We start from the raw sequence: 23,849 nt of genomic DNA, 5'->3' as shown, positions 1-23,849 counted from the left end.
GACGACATGAAAGGTTTATACACAGCATTGATGTGCTCATTTGATGAGCAAGGAAACATAAACGAGCAGGGCTTGCGGGAAATCGTCCGCTACAATATTGAAGTTTCAGAAGTTGACGGCTTGTACGTCAACGGCAGCACAGGAGAAAACTTCCTCATTTCGACCGAACAGAAAAAACAGATTTTCCAAATCGTGAAAGACGAAGTCGGCGACAAAGTGAAATTGATGGCGCAAGTCGGTTCACTGAATGTCGACGAAGCAGCGGAGTTGGCGAAATTCGTGACGGACCTTGGCTATGATGCCATTTCAGCGGTGACGCCGTTCTACTACAAATTCGATTTCGAGGAAATCAAAGATTACTACAACACGATTCTTGAAGGCGTTGACACAAAGCTGATCATTTATTCGATTCCGGCGCTTACCGGTGTCAGCATGAACCTCGAGCAGTTCGGCGAGCTGTTTGAAAACGAAAAAATCATCGGCGTGAAATTCACGGCACCGGACTTCTATTTGCTCGAGCGCCTGCGCCATGCTTACCCGGACAAATTGATCTACTCGGGCTTTGACGAAATGCTGTTGTCGGCGAGCGTCTTGAATGTGGACGGCGCCATCGGCAGTACGTTCAATGTCAACGGCAAACGCGCGAAGCAGATCTTCACTTTGGCGCAAAGCGGCCGCATTGACGAAGCACGCGAAATCCAGAAAGTGACGAACGATTTGATTTCAGAAATCCTTGAAAACGGCTTGTACCAGACGATCAAGGAAATGCTTGAAACACAAGGCGTCCATGCGGGATACGTGCGCAAACCAATGAAGCAGTTGTCGGAAGAAAAACTACTAAAAGCGAGAAGCATCGCGGAAAAATATCTGTAATCATCCATAGGGGGGATATGTATGGCGGGGAAATTTGCGTTCATTGATTATGTCATATTATTTGCGTACTTGTTGTTCATTTTGTATATCGGGATTGCCGTTGCCAAAAAGGAAATGAAAGGCAAGGAGTTCTTTAAAGGGGATGGCTCGATTCCATGGTGGGTGACGTCGGTCAGTTTGTTTGCCACACTCCTGAGCCCGATTTCGTTCTTGTCGCTTGCCGGGAATTCCTACGCCGGCACATGGGAATTATGGGTGGCACAACTTGGGCTGTTTATCGCAGTTCCGGCGGCCATCTACTTCTTCCTTCCGGTTTACCGGAAATTGAACTTGGATACGGCTTATGAATATTTGGAAAGACGATTCGATAAACGCATGCGGATTTTGGGAAGCTTGCTGTTTATCGTGTACCAGATCGGCCGTATGTCGATCATCATGTACTTGCCGGCGATTGCGCTGGCTGCGGTGACAGGGATTAATACCGTTGTCATCATCTTGTTCATGGGTGTGATCGCGACGATTTATTCATCGTTCGGCGGCTTGAAATCCGTGCTTTGGACCGACTTTATCCAAGGCGTCGTGTTGATCGGCGGCGGAATCTTCGCTTTGATCGTTCTGTTGTTCTCAATCAACGGCGGCCTCGGCGAAGTGCTGAATGTCGGCATGTCCGATCAGAAATTCTTCAGCGATGTAGCCATTTTTGATGCAAACCTGGTCAATAACAGTTTGTTTATCATTTTCCTTGGGGCTGGTTTCTCTACGTTATTCTCGTATATTTCCAGCCAGGACATGGTGCAGCGCTATTTGAGCACCGACGATTTGAAGGAAATGAATAAAATGACGTATTTGAACGGATTCCTTTCACTTGGAACAGCGACCTTGTTCTTCTTGATCGGTACGGCGTTGTATGTATTTTACCTTCAAAAAGGCGGCGTTTTGCCGACCGGGAAATCCGATTTGATCTTTGCGAACTTTATCGTCAGTGAATTGCCTGCAGGGGTATCCGGATTATTGATTGCCGGATTGTTCGCAGCGGGACAGTCGACGCTTTCGACGGGATTGAATAGTGTAGCGACAAGCTGGACTTTGGATATCCAAAAAGTCTTGAGAAAAGATATGAGCGATGAAAAGAGTACGAAAATGGCGCGGACCGTATCGGCTGTGGTCGGAATTTTCTCTATCGCATTCGCAATCGTTCTTGCTTATTCAGATGTCGGCTCTGCGTATTCCTGGTTTAACGGCTTGATGGGCCTTGCGCTCGGCATCATCGGCGGTACGTTTACATTGGGCATCATGACAAAGAAAGCGAATTCAAAAGGTGCGATGCTCGGATTTGTTGCGACTACAGCTGTCGCGATTTATATTTCGTACTTCACCGACATCACGCTTTGGGCGTATTCCATCATTAACTTGGTGGCATCGATTGTCTTTGGCTATGGATTCAGTTTGCTATTTGCGAAAAAAGACGAAGAGGAAGACGGCAAGGAAGGCCTTACGTTCTTCGATTACAATAAATCAACTCTTTGAAAATAGGAGAATCAGCTGTGCGCATTAACCGAAAAATCAAGACGGATGTATTGGTTGTGGGAAGCGGTTTGGCCGGCATCAAAGCGGCGAAAGAACTGGCGGACCAAAATCACGAAGTATTGATGGTGACGAAAATGAAGCTGGCTTCCGGTTCGAGCTTTTATCCGCTAAAAGCGTCGCTTGGCACACAGGTGACAAAAGACCAAAGCGATAAACAGGTGTTTATGGCGGATATCGAAACTTCGAGCCGGGGGATGCACCGGCAGGACCTTGCCGAAGTGTACGTCGAGGAAATTGCGGAGCGTGTCAAAGAATACAGCGACATTGGCGTCATTTCGAAAAAATTGGAAGGCGAGCGGAAAGCCTGCTTTGCCGAATATCCACGGGACATTTATTTGCTCAGCAACTGGGACGGCATCCGGGAAAACGTCATGAAGATCTTTGCCGGCTATGAAAAGCTGAACGTCATGGAACGGACAGTAGTCATTTCGTTGATTCAGCAGGAAAAACGCATTGTAGGTGCGCTCCTCCTCGACCGGGACAATGAAGTGATTGCGGTCGAATGCAAAGCGGTTGTTTTGGCGACCGGCGGCTTCGGCAGTCTGTACAAGCACAACCTGAACCCGAACGATGTGGACGGTTCGGGCCATGTGTTGGCGCTTGAAGCCGGGGCGAGCCTTGTCAATATGGAGTTCATCCAGTTTATCCCGGGCATTACGACCCCGCGCTACAAAACCTTATTCGGCGAACACACGTTGATGTACTGCCGGGATATTGTAAAAGACAGCGGAGAAAGCTTGCTCGATCCGGCACTTCCAGAAGGGCTGTCCCGAAAAGAATGCCTGGAAATCCGCAGCGGACACGGCCCGTTCACCGATTCGCTCGAGTCGAAATGGGTGGACATCGCGATGATGAAAGAAATCATCAAGACCCGCAGCGAACAAGGCTTTAAGCTGTTGTATGATCCGGAGCTCTACGAAAACGGCGAAGAGTTTTATACGGTATACTTGAATTGGCTGAAAGAAAACGGCGTCCATTTAGTGGAGGACGAAGTCCGGATTGCGCCGTTCGCGCATGCCAGCAACGGCGGCGTCTACATCGATCCGTACGGACGCTCCGGCGTCCCCGGGCTTTATGCCATCGGTGAACTCTCCTGCAATATTGAAGGTGCGAACCGCCTCGGAGGCAATTCGACGGGCGCCTGCATGGTGTTTGGGAAACGGGCAGCCGCTGATTGTTCCCGCTATTTGCAAAGAGTGGAACCGTACGAAATTGGGCTAGAGGAAGCTGAAGTCCAGTTGGAGCAGCTGTTTGACTCGCGAGGCAATTGCACGGATGCGGAAGCAGTCAACGCGGCGGTCGACAAAGTCCGCGAAATCATGTGGTATGCCGGCAACGTTGTCCGTTCGGAACAACAGCTGCTTGCGGCTATGGAAGAAATCAACGCTTTGGAAAACGGGCTCGATCTCGCCAGCTTTTTCAAACAGCAAGCCACACGGAAACTGGCAATCAAGGCAAAGAACTTCTTGAAACTGTCGCAGCTTCTGCTGCAGGCGATGCTTGAGCGGAAAGAAAGCCGCGGTGCGCATTACCGGGAAGACCATCCGCAGGAAAATCCGGAATTCGCAAAACGGCTGTTTATCACAGAAACGAAACCAGGAACTCTGTCTTTTGAATTCCTGAACCAATAAAGAGAAGCAATCAAAAAGAGAAAAGCCCATCGACGCGGTTTTTCTCTTTTTATTCATAACGAAAAGGGGAGCATCACATGCAGCTTGGTGTAATTGATATTGGCGGCACTTTCGTCAAATATGCAGCGGTGGATGAAGAGGGTGCGTTTTTATTTCATGGGTCGGTTCCGACAGAAGCGGCTAAAGGCGGAGAAGCGCTCGTCGCAAAAGTGCAGCGCCTTTGTGATGAGTTGATGGGAAAAGTTCAGCTGGACGGCATCTCCATCAGCTCCGCCGGCCAGATCGACAACGTCAATGGCCGGGTCGTTTTTGCAACCGACACTTTGCCGGGCTATACTGGTACTGAACTTGCTCAACGGATTTCCGCGCATACCGGCCTGCCGGTCCAAGCGGAAAACGACGTCAACTGCACTGCCCTCGGGGAATACTGGAAAGGGGCGGCCAGAGGAACGAAAGACTTTCTGTGTGTGACCATCGGGACCGGCATCGGCGGCGCTTTGTTTTTAAACGGTGAACTTTATACAGGCGCCCGTTTTTCCGCCGGAGAAATCGGGCATATCAATTTGTACCCGAACGGCCAACCATGCACATGCGGACAAAGAGGCTGCTACGAGCAATATGCCTCGAGCTCGGCGCTACAGAGGCTGGTAAACGCACGATTCGGGGAAGGGCAAGACCTAAAGGAATTTTTTGAAAGAGTGAAAAGCGGGGACCAGGACGCCGTCCAGCTTTTTGAACATTGGCTGGATGACCTCACAACCGGCCTACAGACACTCGTTCATCTGTTTAACCCGGAACTTATCGTCATCGGCGGCGGCATCTCCGCTCAAGGCGATTTCCTGCAGCAAGCCATCCTGTCTTCTTTGGAAAAGAAAATCATGCCGAATCACCGGCAATCCCTCCAGATCAAAATGGCCGAACACGACAACAATTCGAATCTGCTCGGTGCCGCTAAGAAGTTTTTGGATGAGTATGAGCTTGAGTAAGTAGTTGAATTGAAATTTTAATTCAAAGCGTATATAAAATATGAAATGTTAAATCTGGAGTTGAACAGCAGAGAAAACCGCAGAAAAGTGGAGCTGTTTAACCGTTTATCTACTTCACAGATTGGGGGCCATAAAATGGATTCGAAAACGATTGCTGGACCGAAACCTTCCCTATTAATGGAACAGCACAAGCATAACTTCACGAAATCCGAACACAAAATTTATGAATACATCCTGTCGAACCCGAACCAGGTCCTCTACCATTCATTGACGGAATTGTCGGAGCTGAGCGGCGTTGCAGAAGCGACTGTTTTGCGCTTTTTCCGCAAACTCGGTTTTAAAGGGTTCCAGGACTTTAAGTTCCTATTCGCCCAGGAAGTACCGGCAGCGGATCACTCCGAAAACGACGAGTCCTTTATTTACCGCATCCGCAACAATATCATCCAGGCGGTCGATGATACATCGGACGTCGTCGACGCTGAAACTTTGGAAAAGTGCATCCAAGCCATCAACGATTCACCGGACGTCGTTATTTTCGGCATTGGTTCATCCGGCATTGCCGGGCTCGACATGCAAAACCGCTTGATGCGCATCGGCAAACACGTCAGCGTAATCACCGACTCGCATTTTCAGATCATGCGGGCATCGTCACTCAATGAAAATTCGGTGGTGGTTGCCATCAGTTTGACGGGAAGCACGAAAGACATCGTCGATGCGGTGAAAATCGCCAAAGAAAAGAAAGCGACCGTCATCGCGCTGACGACTTATGTGAAATCGCCGTTGACGAAATACGCCGACCATATCCTGTTGTCATCAGCAAAAGAAAGCCCTTTGGACAGCGGATCGCTTGTATCGAAAATTGCCCAATTGTATTTGATTGATTTGATTTGCACGGGTCTTACGATGAACAATTTTGAAAGCGCCGATAGCGTAAAGCGGGAAATCACGGAGCATATTGCAAGCAAATTATATTAATCGATCGAGGTGGAAAAATTGCAACTTGTCAAAGTGGATAACTACGAGGAAATGAGCAAAAAAGCGTGTTCCATGCTTGTGGACCATATTCGGGAGAACCAGAATCCGGTCATCGGACTGGCGACCGGATCAACACCGGAAAAATTGTATAGCTGTTTAATAGAGGAATACGAACAAGGCAAGGTGTCTTTTCAGGACGTGACGACGTTCAATCTGGATGAGTACGTCGGGCTGAAAAAAGACGACGTGAACAGCTATCATCAATATATGAAGGAAAAGCTGTTTGACCATGTCGACCTTAGAGCGGACCAGGTTCATCTTCCGGACGGTCATTCTGAGGATTTGGAGCAGGATTGCCTGGCATACGAAAAGCAGATTGAGGAAGCGGGCGGCATCGACATCCAGGTGCTCGGCCTTGGTTTGAATGGCCATATCGGCTTTAACGAACCGGGAACACCGTTCTCAAGCCGGACGCATATAGTGGAGCTTTCGCAGTCGACGCGCCGCGCCAATGCCCGGTTTTTCTCAGGGATTGAAGAAGTGCCGACGCAAGCGATCAGCATGGGGATTGCCTCGATTATGGCGAGCAAAAAAATCCTCTTGCTGGTATCCGGCAAACAAAAAGCGGAAGCACTGCACCGCTTGTTAAATAGTAAGGTAACGGAAGATTTTCCGGCATCGATCCTGCAGACGCATCCGGATGTAACCATCATTGCGGATGAACTGGCGCTTGAGCCTTCCTTGTCTAAATCATAAAAGAACCGTGTACTGGCTCATCGAGGAGCCGGCACACGGTTCTTTCTTAATATGGATTCAATAAATAAGGGTCGCAACTCGGAGCCGTGCCGCTGTTATAGCCGAGGAGAAACGCTTCGGTCCGTTCCTGCGGCGTACCGTGTGTCGGATTCGGATCATTCGGGTCCTGTCCGAGGTCGGTTAAGGTCCGTTTCGCTTCGTTGAGATCACTCGCATCGAGAAGGCCGCGGTCATTGACGGAACGCGCCCAGACACCGGCCAGGCAGTCAGCATTCAACTCAAGGCTCCGGGATGTGGCCAGCGGTTCTTCTTCTTCGTAAACTGGCAGCCAGCCAAGTTCAGTTTGCAGGTTATGGGCATATTCATGCGCCATCACGAAAGCGACGGAAAAGTCGCCGGCCTTGTATGTGACAGGGGCCTCGTAATTGGTCCGGTAGGTGCCGTCCCATAATTGCCGCGCCATTTCCTGGGTCATGACAATCTGGTCGTCGAAGCCGCAGTAAAAGGCTTGTGCTGGGAAATCTGCCGGCTCTTCAATCGCACAATTGGTGGCAACCGGCACGCCGGGAGCGGGGAAGGAATACGTAACGGCAGGGTCGGCATAACCGTCCCCGACCATAATTGGCGACCAGAATGCATCGATGTCTTCTGCCAAATAAAAGAGGTAGTCTTGCATCGAATGATCTGGCGGCAAGTCTTTTACAAAATTGGGATGAGGGGCAGCTGTTGCTGAGTTTTCCAAATGCGCCCACCCGGCTAGGAAGAAAGAGAACGAAAGGACAAATAGAAATTTGGCTATTTTTTTCATGTGTATGCATCTCCTGATGAATAGAATGTCTGGTAAGGTATAAAAATATGTTATCAGAATATTTTGAATTAATCTATAAAAATATTAAATTTGTGTTAAAATAATAGTAATTTGATTTACTGGTTCGTACATAGATGTGCAGCGAAATTCTTCATTCGGAATTCTAAAAGGAAGGAGGCCATTCATTTATTTAATAAGTAAAGGTGCCCTGTCGAAAGATTGAGTGGAAGTAGCCAGGAATTCCGAGAAGCATGGCCATCATCGGCAGTGTTTTTGCCGGTACTCAAGGAGTGGCTTTTGATGAAGACGCAAGCCCGCAGAATCGTCATTCTCTTAATTCCCATTGTTGTTCTATACTGGCACTCACCCGTCTATTCAGTTGTTGCACCGGAAGCAGAAGCTTCTGTCGGAGATGAAAACGGCAGCCTCATATTAAAAATCTACATTACACGTGCAGAGGCTGCGAAACAGTTTGCGGCAGCACTCGAATTGCCGGTTCCTGAAGCAGATCCTCCTTATCAGGACGTGCGTTCATCTCATTGGGCCAAGAATTACATCGCTGCTGTAACGAAATCGGGGCTGTTCCATGGTTACGGGAATGGTTCTTTTAAGCCTGAACAACAGCTTACCCGCGAAGAGATGGCAAAAGTTTTAGTAGTTGCTTATAAACCGGGTGGGAATGACAATGGACATTTCTCAGATGTTTCTTCGTCTTGGGCAAAAGACTATATTTCGGCTCTAGCGAAGAACAGGATGATTGATGGCTATCCGGACAGCACATTCAAACCTGATGAGCCGATTACACAAGCCGATTTTTCCAGATTTTTAATCCGGGCATCGGACATCGATATACGTTGAGAAGACAAAGGAGCCGCTCTCATCTTTTTTTGGGAACGGCTTTTTGGTGCTGTAAGTTACCAAAGCGGATTTTCAAGTGAAGAGCTTCGCAATAACTTGAATTGCGAGAATTTTTAAACTAGTATAAAGAGATACTGGTAAACAAAGGGGAGAGAAAAACAGATGGCTCAATATGAACTGACATGGGATTTGGACTCCATCTTCAAAGGCGGCAGCACTTCGCCGGAATTGCAAACGTACATAGGAAAATTCGAAGCAAATCTTACCGAATTAAAAGAATTGGTGGATGCTTTTGCTCCGCCGGATTCACCGGAAAAAGTGCAGGACTTGTCGCTGTCTTTGGAACTGCTGGATAGCGCCACCAAACAGCTTCGTGAAATCGGGGCGTTTGCAAGCTGCCTGACAGCTCAAGACATCACCGACCATGATGCGAAAATTGTTTCAGGGAAACGGAGTGAACTGGGCGCTGCATTTGCGTCGGTCATGGCAAAGCTTGACCAGAAGTTTTTGCAAGTGGAAGACGCGGTATGGGAAGGCATGCTCGAACAGCCAAGCTTAGAGCCGCTTGCTTTTGTACTGAATGAACGCCGTGCGCAAGCGAAAGAAAAACTGCCGCTTGAACAGGAAATCCTGATCAATGATTTGTCTGTAAACGGCTACGCGGCCTGGAACCAGATGTATGCAAGCCTGGTAGGCAAAATGAGCATTGAACACATAGAAGACGGCAAAGTGAAAAAACTGTCGATGGGACAGGCCGCAAACCGATTAAGTACGCCTGACCGCAAAGCGCGCAAAGAAGTATCCGGCAAAATCAGCGCAGCCTGGCAGGAGGATGCGGATCTCTTCGCTGAAACCTTGAATAACCTCGCCGGCTTCCGCCTACAGACTTATAAGCACCGCGGCTGGGACAATGTCTTGAAAGAACCGCTCGAATTGAACCGCATGAGCGAGAAAACTTTGGACACCATGTGGGAAGCCATCGCCGGGCAAAAAGCGCCCTTCATTCAGTATTTGAGGCGGAAAGCGGAACTTCTGGGCCTTGAGAAATTGGAATGGCACGATGTGAATGCGCCGCTGACGAAGTCAACCCAACAAGTGACGTACGATGAAGCGGCGGCGTTTATCCTGGAGCAGTTCGGCAAGTTCAGCCCAAAAATGGCCGAGTTTTCAAAGATGGCGTTTGAAAAGCGATGGATTGAAGCGGAAGACCGGGCCGGCAAACGTCCTGGCGGTTTCTGCACCAGTTTCCCGGACAGCGAGCAGACCCGCATCTTTATGACGTTCTCGGGATCGGCTACAAATATTTCCACGCTGGCGCACGAATTGGGGCACGCCTATCACCAGCACGTCATGAACGATACGGAAGCGCTCAACCAGCGCTACGCTATGAACGTGGCTGAAACCGCTTCGACATTTGCTGAAATGGTCGTATCGGATGCGGCGGTTAAAAATGCCTCTTCCGATGAAGAAAAAATTGCACTTTTGGAAGATAAGATCAAGCGAAGCATCGCGTTCTTTATGAACATCCATTCCCGTTTCCTGTTCGAAAAGCGTTTTTACGAAGAGCGGAAAAGCGGGGCTGTGTCAGTGGAGCGCTTGAATGAGCTGGCAGTGGAAGCACAAAAAGAAGCATATGCCGAAGAACTTGCCGGCTACAGTCCGACGTTTTGGGCCTCGACGCTGCATTTCCATATCACAGGTGTGCCGTTTTACAACTTCCCGTATACATTCGGCTATCTTTTCAGCCAAGGCATCTACGCAAAGGCGCAGGAGGCCGAAGGCGTTTTTGAGGAATCCTATAATGCGCTGCTGCGGGATACGGGACGCATGACCGTGGAAGGGCTGGCGCAGAAACATTTGGGTGTTGATCTGGAAGACGCGGCTTTCTGGGAAGACGCGATTGCGGTGTGTGTAAAAGACGTGGAGGAGTTTTTGAAACTGACGGAAGTTGCAGTGAAGTAAAAGTTTCGCCGCCTGCAGAATCGGATTGATTCTGTAGGCGGCGTTTACTTATTCGGTGAATTGAAAAGCGGAGAATTGGCTGCCGGATTTGGGGGAACTTCGATAGAAAACTTGAAAACTTCGATAGAAACCGAAAAAACTTCGATAGAAAGTTTAAAAACTTCGATAAAAGTCGGAAAAACATCGATAGAGATAGTTGGAAACACCGATAAAGATTTAGGCCGATGGTTTTTGCCTGAGCAAAAAGCGGGTTGGGTTTTAGGAGGCCTTCGCTTTAGCGAAGGGCTTTTCCAATCGGATTTTGATCTGTTTCAAAGGTTTTTAACAGAAAGGGGCACTACGATGAAAGTATTGGAACTGGAAAATGTTACACGCCGCCGGGACGGCAATACTGTGCTGGACAAGGTGAACTGGCAAGTGGAAAAAGGGGAGCACTGGGTGCTGTACGGACTGAACGGCGCCGGCAAGACCTCGCTTCTCGATTTGATTAACGCCTATATGTTCCCGACGGAAGGGAAAGTGAGTGTCCTTGGATTGGAGTTCGGCAAAACTTATCTGTCCGAGAAGCTGCGCAAACAGATCGGCTTTGTGTCATCGTCGCTGCAGCAAAAAATCAGCCCGCACGACAATGCCTATGAAGTGGTGTTGAGCGGCGCCTATGCATCAATCGGGCTGTATGAAGAGACGACCGAAGCGATTGACCGAAAAGGCGTAGAGATATTAAAAGAGCTCGGCTGCCTGGAGTATGCAAACCGGAAATACGAAACCTTGTCGCACGGGGAGCGCCAGCGGGTGCTGATCGGGCGTGCGTTGATGGCAGACCCTGCGCTATTGGTGCTTGATGAGCCGACCAACGGACTTGATTTTATTGCCCGGGAAATGTTGCTTGAAGCGATTGAAGGCATTGCAAAGAAACCGGATGCGCCGACGATCATTTATGTCACGCATCATATCGAAGAGATTTTGCCGGTGTTCAATAAAACCCTGCTGCTGAAAGACGGAGCCGTATTCGCTTCCGGCAATACGGACGAACTCGTGACGAGTGAAGGGCTTTCGGCATTTTTCGGAATGCCGGTGGAAGTGGGCTGGAACCAGGGGAGGCCGCTGTTGTCAAAATTGAAAAATTAGATGCTGAAAAACCCGGGACCAGACGTCTAGCAGCGTCCGAATCCGGGTTTTATGGGTTTTGAACCATTGGAATTTGCGCCAGTTTAATGTCGCTTTTGACAAGGTTGGCAGCGATGGCATGGCGAATCCGGCTTTCGAGCTTTTCTTTCATCTCCACATCGGTGACACGCACTTCCACTTCAAAGGCGAGCGCCGAGTTGCGGAAATCGACAAAGCGAACTTCGGCCGGTTCGTTGGGGACACCGGCCATTTTCATCATTTCACTTTCAGCCGCCTGCTGGAGCAGCTGCTCCACTTGTTCTGTATCGCTGCCGTAGGCGACACTAACAATCACCCGGGCAAAAAGTTTGGCGCTGGAGCGGTTTTTGACAATCTGTTCGATAAAGTGCTGGTTCGGTACAACGAGTGTTCCTTCTTTTAAGGTTTCGATGATGGTGGACCGGAGCGTGATTCTTGAAATGCGTCCGATTTTATTGTCGATTTCCACCAGTTCGCCGACTTCCATCGGACGTTCAAATAGAATGATGAGCCCCGAGACGAAATTGGCGGCGATGTTCCGCATTCCGAAGCCGATCCCGATGCCCAGGACACTGAAGACGACACCAAGTGCGGTCAAGTCCAAGCCAACGGTTGTAAAACTGACCGCCAGCGCAATGAACATGACAATGTAATAAATGAGGCGGTTAATGGTATAGCTCATGCCGATATCGACATCGAACTGTTCATAAATGAATGGCATGACGTATTTATTGAACGCTTTGACCAGGCGGCTCGCAAAATTGACAATTATGGCAACCACTACAATCAGGAAAACCGATACTTTGACACCTTCTGTTTCATAAAACGGATCAAAGAGCCATTGTTCCTTTGAAAAATAAAACAGAAAGAATAGGATGGCGCCGTAAATGGCGAGCCAGTTTAACAAGTCTTCCAGCACAGGGAAGATCCGGGTTTTGAACCGCTTTGAAGGGATAAAGTTTTCCAGCACAAAGACCAGCAATGACTTTACGGCAAAAATCACTGCAATATACACAAAGAACAGGAACAATTCCCCTAACGAAAGGTTCTGCAAAAACTCGACGCCTTCGAATAATTGGTTGTTCATGCGGTTTCCCCATTTCAAACTGCGGTAGTAATATGATTTTTCCCTTTGGGGATATTTTCAAACAAAGGGAATTCGGTTAAAGATAATAATATTCGCTATCGTGCGAATTTTAGTTCTAATTTCGAAATAAATAATTATAATAAGAGAAGTAAGCGGACAAAAGAAATTATGAATAGAACAGGGGCAGTCATCTATGGAAAAAATCGCATTCGAAATAGAAGAAGCAACGATCAAAGTCATTCAGCAAGCGTTTGAAGAAGAAGTGCTGACATCCGTTGAACTTGTCCAGACTTATTTGGACCGGATCGAGATGTACGATAAGAATGGACCGAAAATCAATTCAGTATTGAGCATTAATCCGGATGCCTTGAAAATAGCTGAAGAGCTCGACAGCATGCGCGGACAGGAAGGGCAAGGGCCGCTGTACGGAATTCCCGTCCTGGTGAAAGACAATATCAACACGACGGACGATATGCCGACAACGGCCGGCGCTATTGCCTTGAAGGATAACTTTGCGATTGAGGACGCCTTTGTCGCTTCGCAATTGCGTCAGGCGGGAGCGATCATCTTGGGCAAAGTCAATTTGAGCGAATGGGCTTACTTTATGTCCATGGAAAATGCGCCGAGCGGCTATAGCGGACTTGGAGGACAGGTGCAAAACCCTTACGGTGTGGGAGTGTTTGAAGCAGGCAGTGTCGGCGGTTCAAGTTCCGGAACAGGCGCAAGCATCGCCTCGAACTTTGCGGTGGTGGGCATCGGTACGGAAACCTCGGGGTCCATCTTAAGTCCGGCAAGTGCCAATTCGATTGTCGGCATCAAGCCGACCGTCGGTTTGGTGAGCCGCACGGGCATCATTCCGATTGCGGAAAGCCAGGATACAGCAGGCCCGATGGCGCGTACAGTGGCAGATGCAGCCATTACGCTCGGCGTTTTGACAGGAGTGGATGAGCGGGACCCGGCGACAGAACAGAGTGTCGGAAAAGGATTGACGGATTACACCGCTCATTTGAAGGTGGACGGCCTGTCGGGAGCCAGAATCGGAATCGATTACAGCTACCTGAACGACAAAGAACCGGAAGAACGCGTCATCATCGAAGAAGCGATGGCGGAAATGGAAGCACAGGGAGCAATCGTCGTGGAAGTGTCGATTCCGCGGCAGGAATTCGAATCGGACGTCATGTGGTACGAGTTCAAACGGGGCGTCAACGCCTATTTGAACACGGTTCCGGAAGACGTGCCGGTGAAGTCGCTTGCGGACGTTATCGAATTCAACAAGCAGGACCCGGACACGCGCATGAAGTTCGGACAGGCGATTCTTGAAAAAGCTGAGTCGTTGAGCGACGACCCGGCAGATCCGGTTTATTTGGAGCACCGGGAAATCGATCTTAGAATGTCCACTACGGAAGGCATCGATCAGGTGATGGCAGAGTATGGCTTGGATGCACTCTTGTTCCAGAACAACCGCGGTGCGGCAAAACCGGCTAGAGCGGGTTATCCGTCGATTACCGTGCCGGCAGGATACACGAGCAAAGGAGTACCGGTTGGAGTAACCTTCAGCGGACTCGCTTGGAGCGAACCGCGTTTGATTGAACTGGCGTATAGTTATGAGCAGGCGACGAAAAAACGTGTGGCGCCGAAATTTGAATAATAGACAGCCCGATGCAGCCCCGCTTAAAATCCAATGATTTAAGCGGGGCTGCATTTTGATGAGGAATTTTGAGGCTTAGGGAGCAGTTTATGCGAAATAGAAGCGGGAACAGTATAGGTGTGAAATTAGAGGAGGTGGCGGATGAATCCAGTCATTGAACCCTTTGATAAAATAATCCGCATGAATAAAAAATGCTTGTTTTTGGCCCGGTAATTCAGAACGGTCTTGAAGAAGCTGAGGGTCTGCTTAGACGATTGTTTTGTTTTGCATCTTGAACTTCATGAACACCGCTTACGGCTAGTTGGAAAAACTAAAAGGAGGCAACAAATCATGAAAGTAACAGAGATTATGACAACGGATGTACAAACATGCACAATGGATGCCACACTGCAAGAAATCGCAGGAATGATGCTGGATTGGGATGTGGGTTCGATTCCGGTTGTTGATAATGGCCGGCTTGCAGGAATCATCACTGACCGTGATCTCGTCATACGCGGTATCGCGGCACAATTTTCGTTGGATACGCCGGTGCGCCAGATTCTGTCATCGGATCTCGTTACGGGCAGACCGGATATGGATTTAGAAGAAGCGAGCGACTTGATGGCTGAACATCAAATCCGCCGCTTGCCGATTGTAGAAGGCGACAAACTCCTTGGCATTGTTTCTCTTGGAGACGTAGCTGTAAAAGACCCATCAGATATGCACGCAGGCGCTGCGATTGAAGATATTTCAAAACCGGCTGAACCAAGCTAAGGATTGAAAACAAACTGTTGAATAATACATGAAAACCACGCTCATTTTTAGTTGAGCGTGGTTTTTGTCTGGCTTCATTTTCCATTCCTTCCGAATATTATGCAGTAAACCGGCAGTTCGGAAAAGACGAACATCCTTTAAAATTGCCGTGTTTTCCGACTCGAGAGACAAGCGGGCTTCCGCAATTTGGACAGGTATTGGCAAAGAGCTGCCTTTTTTTCTGTTGCTGCGTTTCTTTAATGGTCTGTACATGCTGTTTTTTCGCTTTGAAATCCTTGATATTGGCTTTTACCAAATGCTCCGCAAATGCGGCAATGGCCGGCTTTGTCAGAAGAGTTTCCTGATAGGAGCGGATTATGCGTGCAAGGCCGGCAGTATGGATGACGTGCACGTGAGGGGAAGCTACGTCCACTTTCTTCAACGTACTATTGCCGGAAAAACTGATGATGGAGACCATCGGTTGTTTATAGCCCGGGAAATAATGTTCTAGCATCTTGATATGCCCATAGTTTTGGCGGATCGGATTTTGGAACTGCCGTTTGGAATTGTAGATGGTCTGCGTCCATTTGGCGCTGTTTTCCGAACCGAAAATCCAGCCTTTGTAATTCTTTGTCTCAATTACAAAAATGCCGGTCCGTCCGATCACCACATGGTCTATTTGGGTGGTTTTCTTTCCGTCACTTAATGTGATGTTGTGCAGAACCCGAAAATCTTCTTTGTCTAGCTTGCTTAAGGCGAAGCGGACGCCCAGTTCACCAACGAATCCTTTCGCAATGGGAGAATTCAAGACGGCTGCTAAAATAATCATGAAACATAAAATGAAAAATGACATAGGCACCTCGTAGGTATATTGTTTAGTCCTATTATCACATTTTATTACTTATATTGGAAGAGTATTGGGGAATTTTTGAAATTAAATGGAATTATTCACTTTCTATAGTTGTTCTTCTGGCAAGCCAAAATCTTTATCAGTGTTTTTGTCCGGTCTTATCGATGTAATTTTACTTTCTATCGATGTTTCTCCCATTTCTATCGGTGTTTTTCAACTTTCTATCGATGTTAATAGAAGTTCTATCGACATTCGCATAAAATCCTATGTCCTGCCTCCTGAAGGTGCTCACACAGCCCAAAGCCATCAGGCGTTTTTCCATTTTGAAACGTTAAAAAACCCGTTCTTCTAAAGAACGGGCTTTTCACTAGTATGCTTAACGTACATGCATTTCGTTCGGATGCGAGCCTTTGCGGCGGTCTTTGTTCAATCCGTTGATCTGTTCCATTTCATCTTCGGACAGCTCGAAATCGAATACTTGGAAGTTTTCTTCGATGCGCGACGGTGTCACGGATTTTGGAATGACGATTGTGTTGTTTTGCAGGTGCCAGCGCAGAACGACTTGTGCCGGCGATTTGCCATGGGCTTGTGCAATTTGTTTCACGACTTCGTCCTGCAGCACTTCGCCGCCCTGGTCAAGCGGGCTCCAAGCTTCGACGAAAATATCGTGCTTCGCACAGAATTCTTTCAAATCGTTTTGTGCCAGGTACGGATGGCACTCGATCTGGTTCAAGACAGGCACTACTTCACATTCGGAAAGCAGACGCTCCAAATGCTCGATTTCAAAGTTGCAGACGCCGATCGCTTTGACGCGGCCGTCTTTATAAAGCTTTTCAAGGGCTTTGTATGTATCGACATACTCGTCGAAGTTCGGTGTTGGCCAGTGGATCAAGTATAGGTCGACGTAATCGAGGCCTAAACGTTCTAAGCTCTCATCAAAAGCGCGAAGCGCATTATCGTAGCCCTGATCGCTGTTCCAGACTTTCGTCGTGATAAACAATTCCTCGCGCGCTACTCCGGAATCTTTGATGGCTTGTCCGACGCCTTTTTCATTTTTATAAATCATTGCGGTATCGATCGAGCGGTAGCCGGATTCGATGGCTTTCGCTACGGCAGCAGTTGCCTGGTCATCCGGCACTTGCCAAACGCCGAAGCCGAGCTGCGGCATTTTCAATCCATTGTTTAACGTCACAAATTCCATTTTGCATGTCCCCTTTGTCTGATAATTTGCATTGCAATAAAGAATACCCTTCTAGTATAAAGAGTAACCCTTATTCATGCATTTATTCCGACTTCAGAAGTATTAATTTATTTTATAAGCTACAGGGGAAATGGAAAGCTTTATTGAAGTAGTAAAAGAGCGGTTCACGGCTTAGCAAAGCACGGTGTGGGGTAATGAAAGACTAGTTGCGTTACACTAAAGAGAGATTAAGACGAAAGGAAGTTGCGACATGAAATACAATTTTGATGAGATGATCAACCGCCGAGGCACGTATTCCTTAAAGTGGGACGGTGCTGACTTGATCAAGGAATTCGGTTTGACCGAGCGCTACGATGAAGACACAATCCCGCTGTTTACAGCGGACATGGACTTGCCGGTGCCGCAGCCTTTGGTGGATGCCCTACATAAAACAGTCGACCACCGGATTTTCGGCTATACGGTATTCCCGGAAGAATATTACGAAGCGATTGAATCATGGTTCTTGAAACGCCACGATTGGAAAGTGAGCAAGAAAGACATCGTTTTCAGCCCGGGCACGGTTCATGCGCTGAATGTTGCAGTCAAAGCCTTCACAAAGCCTGGCGACGGCATTTTGATCCAACGGCCGGTTTATCCGCCGTTCACCGGTGCGATTGAAGGGAACGAACGGGTCGTCGTCAACAGCGCGCTCGTGGCAGGAGACGACTTGCATTACACAATCGATTTTGAGGACTTTGAAGAAAAGGCGAAAGACGAAAACACGAAAATGTTCATCCTGTGCCATCCGCATAATCCGACGGGTCGCGTTTTTACACCTGAAGAGCTGCGCAAGATGGCGGAAATCTGTGCACGCCATGATGTCCTGATTGTGGCGGATGAAATCCATGGCGATCTGATCCGCAAAGACCAGAAGTTTATCCCGATGGCAAAAGCTGCAGGCAATACCGATAACTTGATTACGTTGACGGCCATCAACAAAACCTTCAATGTAGCGGGCTTGCATTGTACGAACGTCATCATCCAGAACGAAGACTTGCGTGCCACTTTTGCCACCGAAATGGGCATGCAGCTGCCATCTCCGTTTACCGTAGCAGCATTGATTGCTGTCTATAACGAAGGAGAAGACTGGCTTGAGCAGTTGAAAGAATATATCGACGGCACGATGCAATACGTCAAAGACTTTTTCGCAAAAGAAATGCCACAAGTGAAAGTCTATATTCCGGAAGGGACGTACGTCTTGTGGCTCGACTTCAGCGGCTACGGCATCAATGCTGAAGAAATCCACGACCGCATTTACAATAAAGCCAATGTGCTCCTCGAAGACGGCGGCATGTTCGGCGAGGAAGGCTTGCTGTATCAGCGCATCTGCATTCCGTCGCCGCGTCCGCTGATCCAAGAAGCGCTCGAGCGGATTGCGAAAGAATTCAAGGATTTACCGGTAACCAGCACTGTCGAAAACTAATGGAAAAGCGGTTCTCAAACGATCAGTTGAGAACCGCTTTTTTGCGCCTTTAGTAGCAAGGGAAATGAAGGGAATTATGCTAAACTAATTGATAGGAAGGTAATAAATTGAATATTGTAACTTTTTTAAGGGAAATTTAACCGGCATCAACACTTCGTTTACTCAAAGGAGCGGATGGGATTATGCAGACAAGCAAACTGGCTCAAATTGAACAACAAGCGTTAAAACGGTATTTGCAGTTTAATGCAGAAAAACAAAGTGCAGCCGCGGCACAGGATGCGCAGTCCCGCATGATGAGCCGCAGCAGCATCATCAATGTTCATGACAATTTGGCGATGGAGCGGATCATCAATCGCAGCGATTTGTTTCCGATTGCCCATCTTCAGGCAGGGCTCGATGTCAGTAAGGCGGTCTGCCGCATTTCCATCCGCAACCGGAGCGGGCAAATTGAAGGCTACGGCACCGGGTTTATGGTGGCGCCTTCTCTTCTTCTGACGAACAATCATGTGCTTGATACATTTGATGCAGCGCAGTATGCGGTAGCGGAGTTCAATTACGAAGACGATGTAAATTTCATGCCAAAGGAAATCGTTTCCTTCCGGCTGGCGCCGGAGCAATTGTTCATCACCGATGTGGGGCTTGATTTCACTTTGGTGGCAGTTCATGAAGTGGATTCAGAAGGCGTGGAGTTATCGGCTTTCGGGTTTTTGCCGCTGCTGCCGCAGCCGGGGAAAATCCTTGAAGGCGAATATGTGACGATTATCCAGCATCCGCAAGGCGGGCCGAAAGCGATCACCATCCGGGAAAACGAAGTCAAATTCATCTCCTCCGATTTTGTCCATTACGTCAGCGACACCGAACCCGGCTCTTCCGGCTCGCCGGTCTTCAACGACCAGTGGGTGGTCGTTTCACTGCACCATGCGGGCATTCCGCACCCTGAAAACGAAGGGGAGTGGATTGCCAATGAAGGCATCCGCATCAGTTCGATATTAAGGTTCCTAAGGCTTCACCAAAATGAAGTAGAAGATGGCTTCGGGCGTAAATTGCTCGATGGCCTTTTGGCTCTTCCGGATGCTTCAGTGCCGGCCATGGAAGTGGGTACACTCGAAGCGCAGTGGTACAGCGGAGCGGCTGGCTATGATCCGGCGTTTCTCGGCCAGGATTTAGAAGTGCCGCTTCCGCTTTTGAATGAAAGCCAGCAGGCGGACGTTACGGAAACGGAAGACGGTAAAAAAATCCTCGATTACATGCATTTTTCGATTGTCATGAGCCGGTCGAGAAAACTCGCGTACTACAGCGCCGTCAATATTGACGGGACACAGCTTATTGAAGTAAGACGTGAAAACGACAAATGGTATTTCGATCCGAGGATTCCCGAAGAATTCCAAGTCGGACCGGAAGTCTATAAGAATAACGACATTGACCGCGGACATCTCACAAGGCGCCAGGATCCGAACTGGGGAATCGATGCGGTGCGGGCAAATGAGCACACGTTCCACTTTACAAATTGTGCGCCGCAGCACAAGAACTTCAACCAGAAAACCTGGCTCAATCTGGAGAATTATTTACTGGATAACGCAGAGGACTTTGGCTTGAAAGTAACGGTCTTTACCGGGCCGGTATTTCGGGACAGTGATGTAGTGTACCGCGGTTGCCAGATTCCTTCACAGTTTTGGAAAGTCGCCGTTATGCGAAAAGAAGACAGTACGCTGTCTGCGACTGCTTACCTGCAGTCGCAGGAAAACTTGCTCGGGGATTTGGAATTTGTCTATGGAGACTTCCAGACTTACCAGGTGCCAGTTGCCCAGATTGAAGAACTGACCGGGCTTAGTTTTGGGGAGTTGCGCAACTTCGATCCGCTGGCAGAAGCAGCGGTAAGAGTCGTCATTGCGAGCCGGGAAGATCTCCGGTTGTAATATCTAGTGAGAACACCGATAGAACGTTGGAAAACATCGATAGACATGGGAGAAACTTCGATAGAAACTCTGAAAACTTCGATAGAAATTTAATTTACCTCGATAAAGACAACTCGGAATGGGGGTAAAGATTTTGGGTTGGTTGCTTTTTGCATTAGCAAAAAGCGCTTTGGCTTTAAGGAGCCCTTCGCCTTGGCGAAGGGCTTTTCAAATTGTGTTTTGAACTTAAGAAGCTGGCTATTCAGGTAACATTGATAGGAAGTCGGAAAACATCGATAGAAACTATGAAAACAGCTATTGAAATCAAAAAAACATAGATAAAAATCGCTGGAAACGGTGATAGAAATTAACTATATGAAAATGACAGGGACTTAGCGATTTTTATTGCTGCAATTTCCTATAGGTGGCCTGGAAGAAATCCATTAAAAAAGCGTATTAAATTATTTCTTGATTGAAAGAGTTCTGAAAGTTCTATAATCTTAAGTTAAGATGATGCCTAAAGGAGTGGGATGCTATGCCTTTTAAATCGAAATCGGGAAAACTGTTTGGCAACCGCCCAAGCAAAAGCGAACTGGACACACGCAGCGATATCAATTCAACCGATGGTACATACAATGTGAAATGCTTCGGCGCCAAAGGGGACGGGGCATCGGATGATTGGGAAGCGCTGCAGGAAGCGGTTGATGTGATTTACCGGCAGCCGGGAGGGGGAGCGCTTTTTTTCCCGCCGGGCTTGTACCGGATCAGCCGGCCATTGGAAGTGCCGGACACAGACAATGCGGTTTCCTGGATTGGCCATAGCTCCAAATCGACCGTGATTGCCCCTTCTGAACCGATGGATTATTTGGTCCGGATGCGGGGAGAAGGCGGAAAGATTGAAGGCATCAAGTTCCGGGGGACGGACCCGCTAAATGGCTACACCCAAAACGCCAAAGTCTGCATGCTCGCGACCAATATCCGCGACAAGGCATTTTCAAATGCCGCATTTGTCTGGGGAGCGGTGCACGGCCTGCAGATTACCGGCGAAGGCAATAACAATTTATGCGTGTTTGACCGGCTTTGCGTTTTCTCGCAGAATGGCACGATTGTAAAAGGGACAGACGGCAGCGGTTCAGCGGATACTGTAACATTCCGCGATTTCAATCCGGAAGCGAACGATGTGCATGTCGGGGCGTATTTGAAAATAGGCAGCGGTGAAGGGTCGGTTTACCATATTGACGCAGTCACTTCAGACCGCATTACCGTATCGCCCGACTTGAAACAGCCGCTTGATGAGAACAGCGAATACGCCATCCATATCGGCTGCGGCTTGCAGACAGACCGCGGCAGCGACAACAATGTCTACGGCATTTACGACTGCCATTTTGTCGGGAATGCAGGAGCAGGGCTCATGGTACGCGGTCTATACGGCCACCATATTCAAGGAGGCAATTTCGATTCAAACGGCATCACTGGCATCCATATCGGTTCCGGAATGATCAATACGACGCCTGCTTATTCGAATACGATCAATCACTCCTATTTTGAAGCCAACGGCTATGCCAATGTAATTCTGGACTATCCATCCGGCCTTACCGTTCTGGATCCGCTGCTGGCAGAACCGGTCGACGGAACAGCGGGCGACGTCGCTTCAATCACGTCGCTGCGCGGCTATTATTTCGATTTTGACTCGGCGAGCATCTCGTACAACGGGCGGCAGTATGGCTACGTGGCAGAAACAGACTGCGGTGCTCCTTACGAGATGGAAGGAACTTCGCAGCTGGCCATTGACCGTCCGGCAGGTGCAAGAAGTCCGGCGGTTATCCAACTGCCGCCAGTACCCCGCCACCAATTCGGAGAAAAGCTTGAGATTTTTGTGGAAGACAGCGGCGGCCAGCCGGTGCATCTGGTGTGTAGTTATGCCCGGGTCAACAAGCAGCCCGGCGAGCGCGGAATCTTCGTGCCGGCTGGCATCGGATTTGTCATTACGGCGTTTTACAGCCCGAGGAATTCTTCCTGGATGGTATCGCATACCTTGCCTGTCCAACTATAAAGACTTGAAAAACTGGTGCCACTTTAAGAAAAGTGAGCACCAGTTTTTTTGTATGGCAAAAAATTAGACCCCTTGCATCACGTTTTTTCCCGCGAAAAGAGGTAATATAAAGAGTATGTTTTATTAATATTTTATTGATTAAAATAAAAAGAATATAAAACAGCAGCCGAAACTGGATTTCGAAGTGTAAAATCCAGGCGGCGAAAAAAGGAGAGAACCAGCAATGAAAAATCAATCTTGGTTGAGAAAAGCGGGCCTGGCCAGTGCGGCAGCGGCTTTGGCGTTGACTGTAACGCCACTCGGAGAAGGGCTTCCTTTTAATCACACAATTCAAGCGGAAGCATCCACCCATACATATCATACAATTGAAAACTTGAATCTTCGCTCGGGTGCTTCAGTGGATACCGCCGTGGTAATGATCATTCCAAAAGGGGCGCAAGTCGAACTGGTTTCAAAAAGCGGCTCCTGGGTGAAAGTGCGCTATGGTGCCGAAACAGGTTATGTGAATCCGAAGTTCTTGGCAAAATTGGAAGTACAAAAACCGGCAGCACAAAAATATCGAACTGTGGATAAATTGAACCTTCGTGAAGGAGCCGGCGTAAAATACGGCATCATTACGGAAATCCCGGAAGGCGAGACAGTCAAACTGATTTCCGGAAAAACCAATTGGGTGAAAGTTTCCTACGGCAATCAAACAGGTTATGTGAATTCTGCTTACCTGGAAGTCATCAAAGCACCAACAGAGAAAGCGGAAAAATATCCGGCGCCTTCTATTGAGACGCCGGGAACTTATATCGATGGCATATTGATCGTCAATAAGGAGTATGCATTGCCATCCGACTATAATCCAGGTGTGGTTCCGGAAGCGGAACAAGCCGTTTCGGATATGTTGGAAGAGGCAAAAGAACAAGGCCTGTCAATTAAAACCGTCAGTGGATTCCGTTCGTATTCCTACCAGGCCGGCCTGTATGATAATTACGTGAATCGCTACGGCAAAGTACAAGCAGATACGGTCAGTGCAAAAGCTGGGCACTCGGAGCACCAGGCGGGACTGGCATTTGATTTTGGCAGTACGTCCACTACCGGGTTGAGCAAGTCGTTTGCGGATACGGCAGAAGGCCAGTGGCTTGCAGACAATGCCCATAAATACGGCTTTATCCTGCGCTATCCGGAAGGCAAGGAACACATTACCGGCTACCAATACGAGCCGTGGCATTTCCGCTATTTAGGTGCTGAGAATGCTGAGAAAGTGAAAGACAGCGGCAAAGCTTTAGAAGAGTATTTGGAAATCGCAGAGGAATAAAAGGTAAATAGATCAGTAAGCAGGAACCGCATCCGT

At 48.4% G+C, this 23,849-nt stretch carries 20 protein-coding genes; 16 read left to right on the top strand and 4 right to left on the bottom strand.

Annotated features, from left to right (window positions below):
* The first annotated feature begins 6 nt into the window (after window positions 1–6).
* The 6 genes from HU147_RS05420 (at window position 7) to nagB (ending at window position 6,808) form a co-directional block, all read left to right on the top strand.
* On the top strand, window positions 7–873 hold the full coding sequence (locus tag HU147_RS05420) for an N-acetylneuraminate lyase (protein WP_224075275.1): 867 nt from the start codon (window positions 7–9) through the stop codon (window positions 871–873).
* A 21-nt stretch (window positions 874–894) separates the two neighbouring features.
* On the top strand, window positions 895–2,400 hold the full coding sequence (locus HU147_RS05415) for a sodium:solute symporter (protein ID WP_224075274.1): 1,506 nt from the start codon (window positions 895–897) through the stop codon (window positions 2,398–2,400).
* A 17-nt stretch (window positions 2,401–2,417) separates the two neighbouring features.
* Entirely contained in the window at window positions 2,418–4,091 is a 1,674-nt protein-coding gene (locus HU147_RS05410) for an FAD-binding protein (protein WP_224075273.1), read from the top strand.
* Window positions 4,092–4,168: 77 nt separating this feature from the next.
* A complete protein-coding gene (locus HU147_RS05405) occupies window positions 4,169–5,077 on the top strand; it encodes an ROK family protein (protein WP_224075272.1) in 909 nt (302 codons plus the stop codon).
* 45 nt (window positions 5,078–5,122) lie between these two features.
* The gene (locus HU147_RS05400; protein WP_317985489.1) at window positions 5,123–6,052 is read left to right on the top strand and encodes a MurR/RpiR family transcriptional regulator; all 930 of its coding nucleotides are present in this window, start codon (window positions 5,123–5,125) and stop codon (window positions 6,050–6,052) included.
* A gap of 18 nt (window positions 6,053–6,070) precedes the next feature.
* Complete coding sequence (gene nagB / locus HU147_RS05395) at window positions 6,071–6,808, top strand: glucosamine-6-phosphate deaminase (protein WP_224075304.1); 738 nt, start codon at window positions 6,071–6,073, stop codon at window positions 6,806–6,808.
* A 46-nt stretch (window positions 6,809–6,854) separates the two neighbouring features.
* On the opposite strand, the gene HU147_RS05390 is transcribed toward nagB, so the two are convergent.
* Window positions 6,855–7,616, bottom strand: a complete 762-nt coding sequence (locus HU147_RS05390; RefSeq protein ID WP_224075271.1) for a neutral zinc metallopeptidase — start codon at window positions 7,614–7,616, stop codon at window positions 6,855–6,857.
* 300 nt (window positions 7,617–7,916) lie between these two features.
* Here HU147_RS05390 and HU147_RS05385 point away from each other — a divergent pair, with 300 nt between their 5' ends.
* The 3 genes from HU147_RS05385 to HU147_RS05375 all read left to right on the top strand — a co-directional run bounded on the left by HU147_RS05385 (window position 7,917) and on the right by HU147_RS05375 (window position 11,564).
* Window positions 7,917–8,474, top strand: a complete 558-nt coding sequence (locus HU147_RS05385; protein WP_224075270.1) for an S-layer homology domain-containing protein — start codon at window positions 7,917–7,919, stop codon at window positions 8,472–8,474.
* 162 nt (window positions 8,475–8,636) lie between these two features.
* A complete protein-coding gene (locus HU147_RS05380; RefSeq protein WP_224075269.1) occupies window positions 8,637–10,436 on the top strand; it encodes a M3 family oligoendopeptidase in 1,800 nt (599 codons plus the stop codon).
* Between the two features lie 342 nt (window positions 10,437–10,778).
* Window positions 10,779–11,564 carry an ABC transporter ATP-binding protein gene (locus tag HU147_RS05375; protein ID WP_224075268.1) on the top strand — a complete coding sequence of 262 codons (786 nt, stop codon included), beginning with the start codon at window positions 10,779–10,781 and terminating at the stop codon, window positions 11,562–11,564.
* 49 nt (window positions 11,565–11,613) lie between these two features.
* On the opposite strand, the gene HU147_RS05370 is transcribed toward HU147_RS05375, so the two are convergent.
* Window positions 11,614–12,669 carry a mechanosensitive ion channel family protein gene (locus HU147_RS05370; protein ID WP_224075267.1) on the bottom strand — a complete coding sequence of 352 codons (1,056 nt, stop codon included), beginning with the start codon at window positions 12,667–12,669 and terminating at the stop codon, window positions 11,614–11,616.
* A 193-nt stretch (window positions 12,670–12,862) separates the two neighbouring features.
* Here HU147_RS05370 and HU147_RS05365 point away from each other — a divergent pair, with 193 nt between their 5' ends.
* Together HU147_RS05365 and HU147_RS05360 are read left to right on the top strand one after the other, a co-directional pair.
* On the top strand, window positions 12,863–14,317 hold the full coding sequence (locus HU147_RS05365) for an amidase family protein (RefSeq protein WP_224075266.1): 1,455 nt from the start codon (window positions 12,863–12,865) through the stop codon (window positions 14,315–14,317).
* A 330-nt stretch (window positions 14,318–14,647) separates the two neighbouring features.
* On the top strand, window positions 14,648–15,070 hold the full coding sequence (locus HU147_RS05360; RefSeq protein ID WP_224075265.1) for a CBS domain-containing protein: 423 nt from the start codon (window positions 14,648–14,650) through the stop codon (window positions 15,068–15,070).
* Window positions 15,071–15,167: 97 nt separating this feature from the next.
* On the opposite strand, the gene HU147_RS05355 is transcribed toward HU147_RS05360, so the two are convergent.
* Window positions 15,168–15,902: a nuclease-related domain-containing protein gene (locus tag HU147_RS05355; protein ID WP_224075264.1), complete on the bottom strand. Its 735-nt coding sequence runs from the start codon at window positions 15,900–15,902 to the stop codon at window positions 15,168–15,170.
* 85 nt (window positions 15,903–15,987) lie between these two features.
* On the opposite strand from HU147_RS05355, the gene HU147_RS05350 reads away from it, so the two are divergent.
* Window positions 15,988–16,251 (top strand): hypothetical protein, encoded by a 264-nt coding sequence (locus HU147_RS05350; RefSeq protein WP_224075263.1) that lies wholly within the window; start codon window positions 15,988–15,990, stop codon window positions 16,249–16,251.
* Window positions 16,252–16,275: 24 nt separating this feature from the next.
* Here HU147_RS05350 and HU147_RS05345 read toward each other — a convergent pair whose 3' ends face one another.
* Window positions 16,276–17,100: an aldo/keto reductase gene (locus tag HU147_RS05345; RefSeq protein ID WP_224075262.1), complete on the bottom strand. Its 825-nt coding sequence runs from the start codon at window positions 17,098–17,100 to the stop codon at window positions 16,276–16,278.
* 250 nt (window positions 17,101–17,350) lie between these two features.
* Between HU147_RS05345 and HU147_RS05340 the strand changes: the two genes are divergently transcribed.
* The 4 genes from HU147_RS05340 to HU147_RS05325 all read left to right on the top strand — a co-directional run bounded on the left by HU147_RS05340 (window position 17,351) and on the right by HU147_RS05325 (window position 23,813).
* Window positions 17,351–18,562, top strand: coding sequence for a MalY/PatB family protein (locus HU147_RS05340; protein WP_224075261.1), 1,212 nt, complete (start codon window positions 17,351–17,353; stop codon window positions 18,560–18,562).
* 182 nt (window positions 18,563–18,744) lie between these two features.
* Window positions 18,745–20,478 carry a DNA/RNA non-specific endonuclease gene (locus HU147_RS05335; RefSeq protein WP_224075260.1) on the top strand — a complete coding sequence of 578 codons (1,734 nt, stop codon included), beginning with the start codon at window positions 18,745–18,747 and terminating at the stop codon, window positions 20,476–20,478.
* Window positions 20,479–20,992: 514 nt separating this feature from the next.
* Complete coding sequence (locus tag HU147_RS05330; protein WP_224075259.1) at window positions 20,993–22,510, top strand: glycoside hydrolase family 55 protein; 1,518 nt, start codon at window positions 20,993–20,995, stop codon at window positions 22,508–22,510.
* 223 nt (window positions 22,511–22,733) lie between these two features.
* Complete coding sequence (locus HU147_RS05325) at window positions 22,734–23,813, top strand: D-alanyl-D-alanine carboxypeptidase family protein (RefSeq protein WP_224075258.1); 1,080 nt, start codon at window positions 22,734–22,736, stop codon at window positions 23,811–23,813.
* Window positions 23,814–23,849: the final 36 nt, after the last annotated feature.

The organism is Planococcus chinensis (assembly GCF_020071995.1).
Taxonomy (GTDB): Bacteria; Bacillota; Bacilli; order Bacillales_A; family Planococcaceae; genus Planococcus; species Planococcus chinensis_A.
Note: the sequence above shows the minus strand (reverse complement) of the source record. Positions and strands in the feature narration are given on the sequence as shown.

What these genes read in the sequence shown, in the direction of transcription:
- HU147_RS05420 (WP_224075275.1), top strand. Translation starts at nt 7, where the DNA reads ATGAAAGGTTTATACACAGCATTGATGTGCTCATTTGATGAGCAAGGA.
- HU147_RS05415 (WP_224075274.1), top strand. Translation starts at nt 895, where the DNA reads ATGGCGGGGAAATTTGCGTTCATTGATTATGTCATATTATTTGCGTAC.
- HU147_RS05405 (WP_224075272.1), top strand. Translation starts at nt 4,169, where the DNA reads ATGCAGCTTGGTGTAATTGATATTGGCGGCACTTTCGTCAAATATGCA.
- HU147_RS05400 (WP_317985489.1), top strand. Translation starts at nt 5,123, where the DNA reads ATGTTAAATCTGGAGTTGAACAGCAGAGAAAACCGCAGAAAAGTGGAG.
- HU147_RS05390 (WP_224075271.1), bottom strand. Translation starts at nt 7,616, where the DNA reads ATGAAAAAAATAGCCAAATTTCTATTTGTCCTTTCGTTCTCTTTCTTC.
- HU147_RS05385 (WP_224075270.1), top strand. Translation starts at nt 7,917, where the DNA reads ATGAAGACGCAAGCCCGCAGAATCGTCATTCTCTTAATTCCCATTGTT.
- HU147_RS05380 (WP_224075269.1), top strand. Translation starts at nt 8,637, where the DNA reads ATGGCTCAATATGAACTGACATGGGATTTGGACTCCATCTTCAAAGGC.
- HU147_RS05375 (WP_224075268.1), top strand. Translation starts at nt 10,779, where the DNA reads ATGAAAGTATTGGAACTGGAAAATGTTACACGCCGCCGGGACGGCAAT.
- HU147_RS05370 (WP_224075267.1), bottom strand. Translation starts at nt 12,669, where the DNA reads ATGAACAACCAATTATTCGAAGGCGTCGAGTTTTTGCAGAACCTTTCG.
- HU147_RS05365 (WP_224075266.1), top strand. Translation starts at nt 12,863, where the DNA reads ATGGAAAAAATCGCATTCGAAATAGAAGAAGCAACGATCAAAGTCATT.
- HU147_RS05360 (WP_224075265.1), top strand. Translation starts at nt 14,648, where the DNA reads ATGAAAGTAACAGAGATTATGACAACGGATGTACAAACATGCACAATG.
- HU147_RS05355 (WP_224075264.1), bottom strand. Translation starts at nt 15,902, where the DNA reads ATGTCATTTTTCATTTTATGTTTCATGATTATTTTAGCAGCCGTCTTG.
- HU147_RS05350 (WP_224075263.1), top strand. Translation starts at nt 15,988, where the DNA reads ATGGAATTATTCACTTTCTATAGTTGTTCTTCTGGCAAGCCAAAATCT.
- HU147_RS05345 (WP_224075262.1), bottom strand. Translation starts at nt 17,100, where the DNA reads ATGGAATTTGTGACGTTAAACAATGGATTGAAAATGCCGCAGCTCGGC.
- HU147_RS05340 (WP_224075261.1), top strand. Translation starts at nt 17,351, where the DNA reads ATGAAATACAATTTTGATGAGATGATCAACCGCCGAGGCACGTATTCC.
- HU147_RS05335 (WP_224075260.1), top strand. Translation starts at nt 18,745, where the DNA reads ATGCAGACAAGCAAACTGGCTCAAATTGAACAACAAGCGTTAAAACGG.
- HU147_RS05330 (WP_224075259.1), top strand. Translation starts at nt 20,993, where the DNA reads ATGCCTTTTAAATCGAAATCGGGAAAACTGTTTGGCAACCGCCCAAGC.
- HU147_RS05325 (WP_224075258.1), top strand. Translation starts at nt 22,734, where the DNA reads ATGAAAAATCAATCTTGGTTGAGAAAAGCGGGCCTGGCCAGTGCGGCA.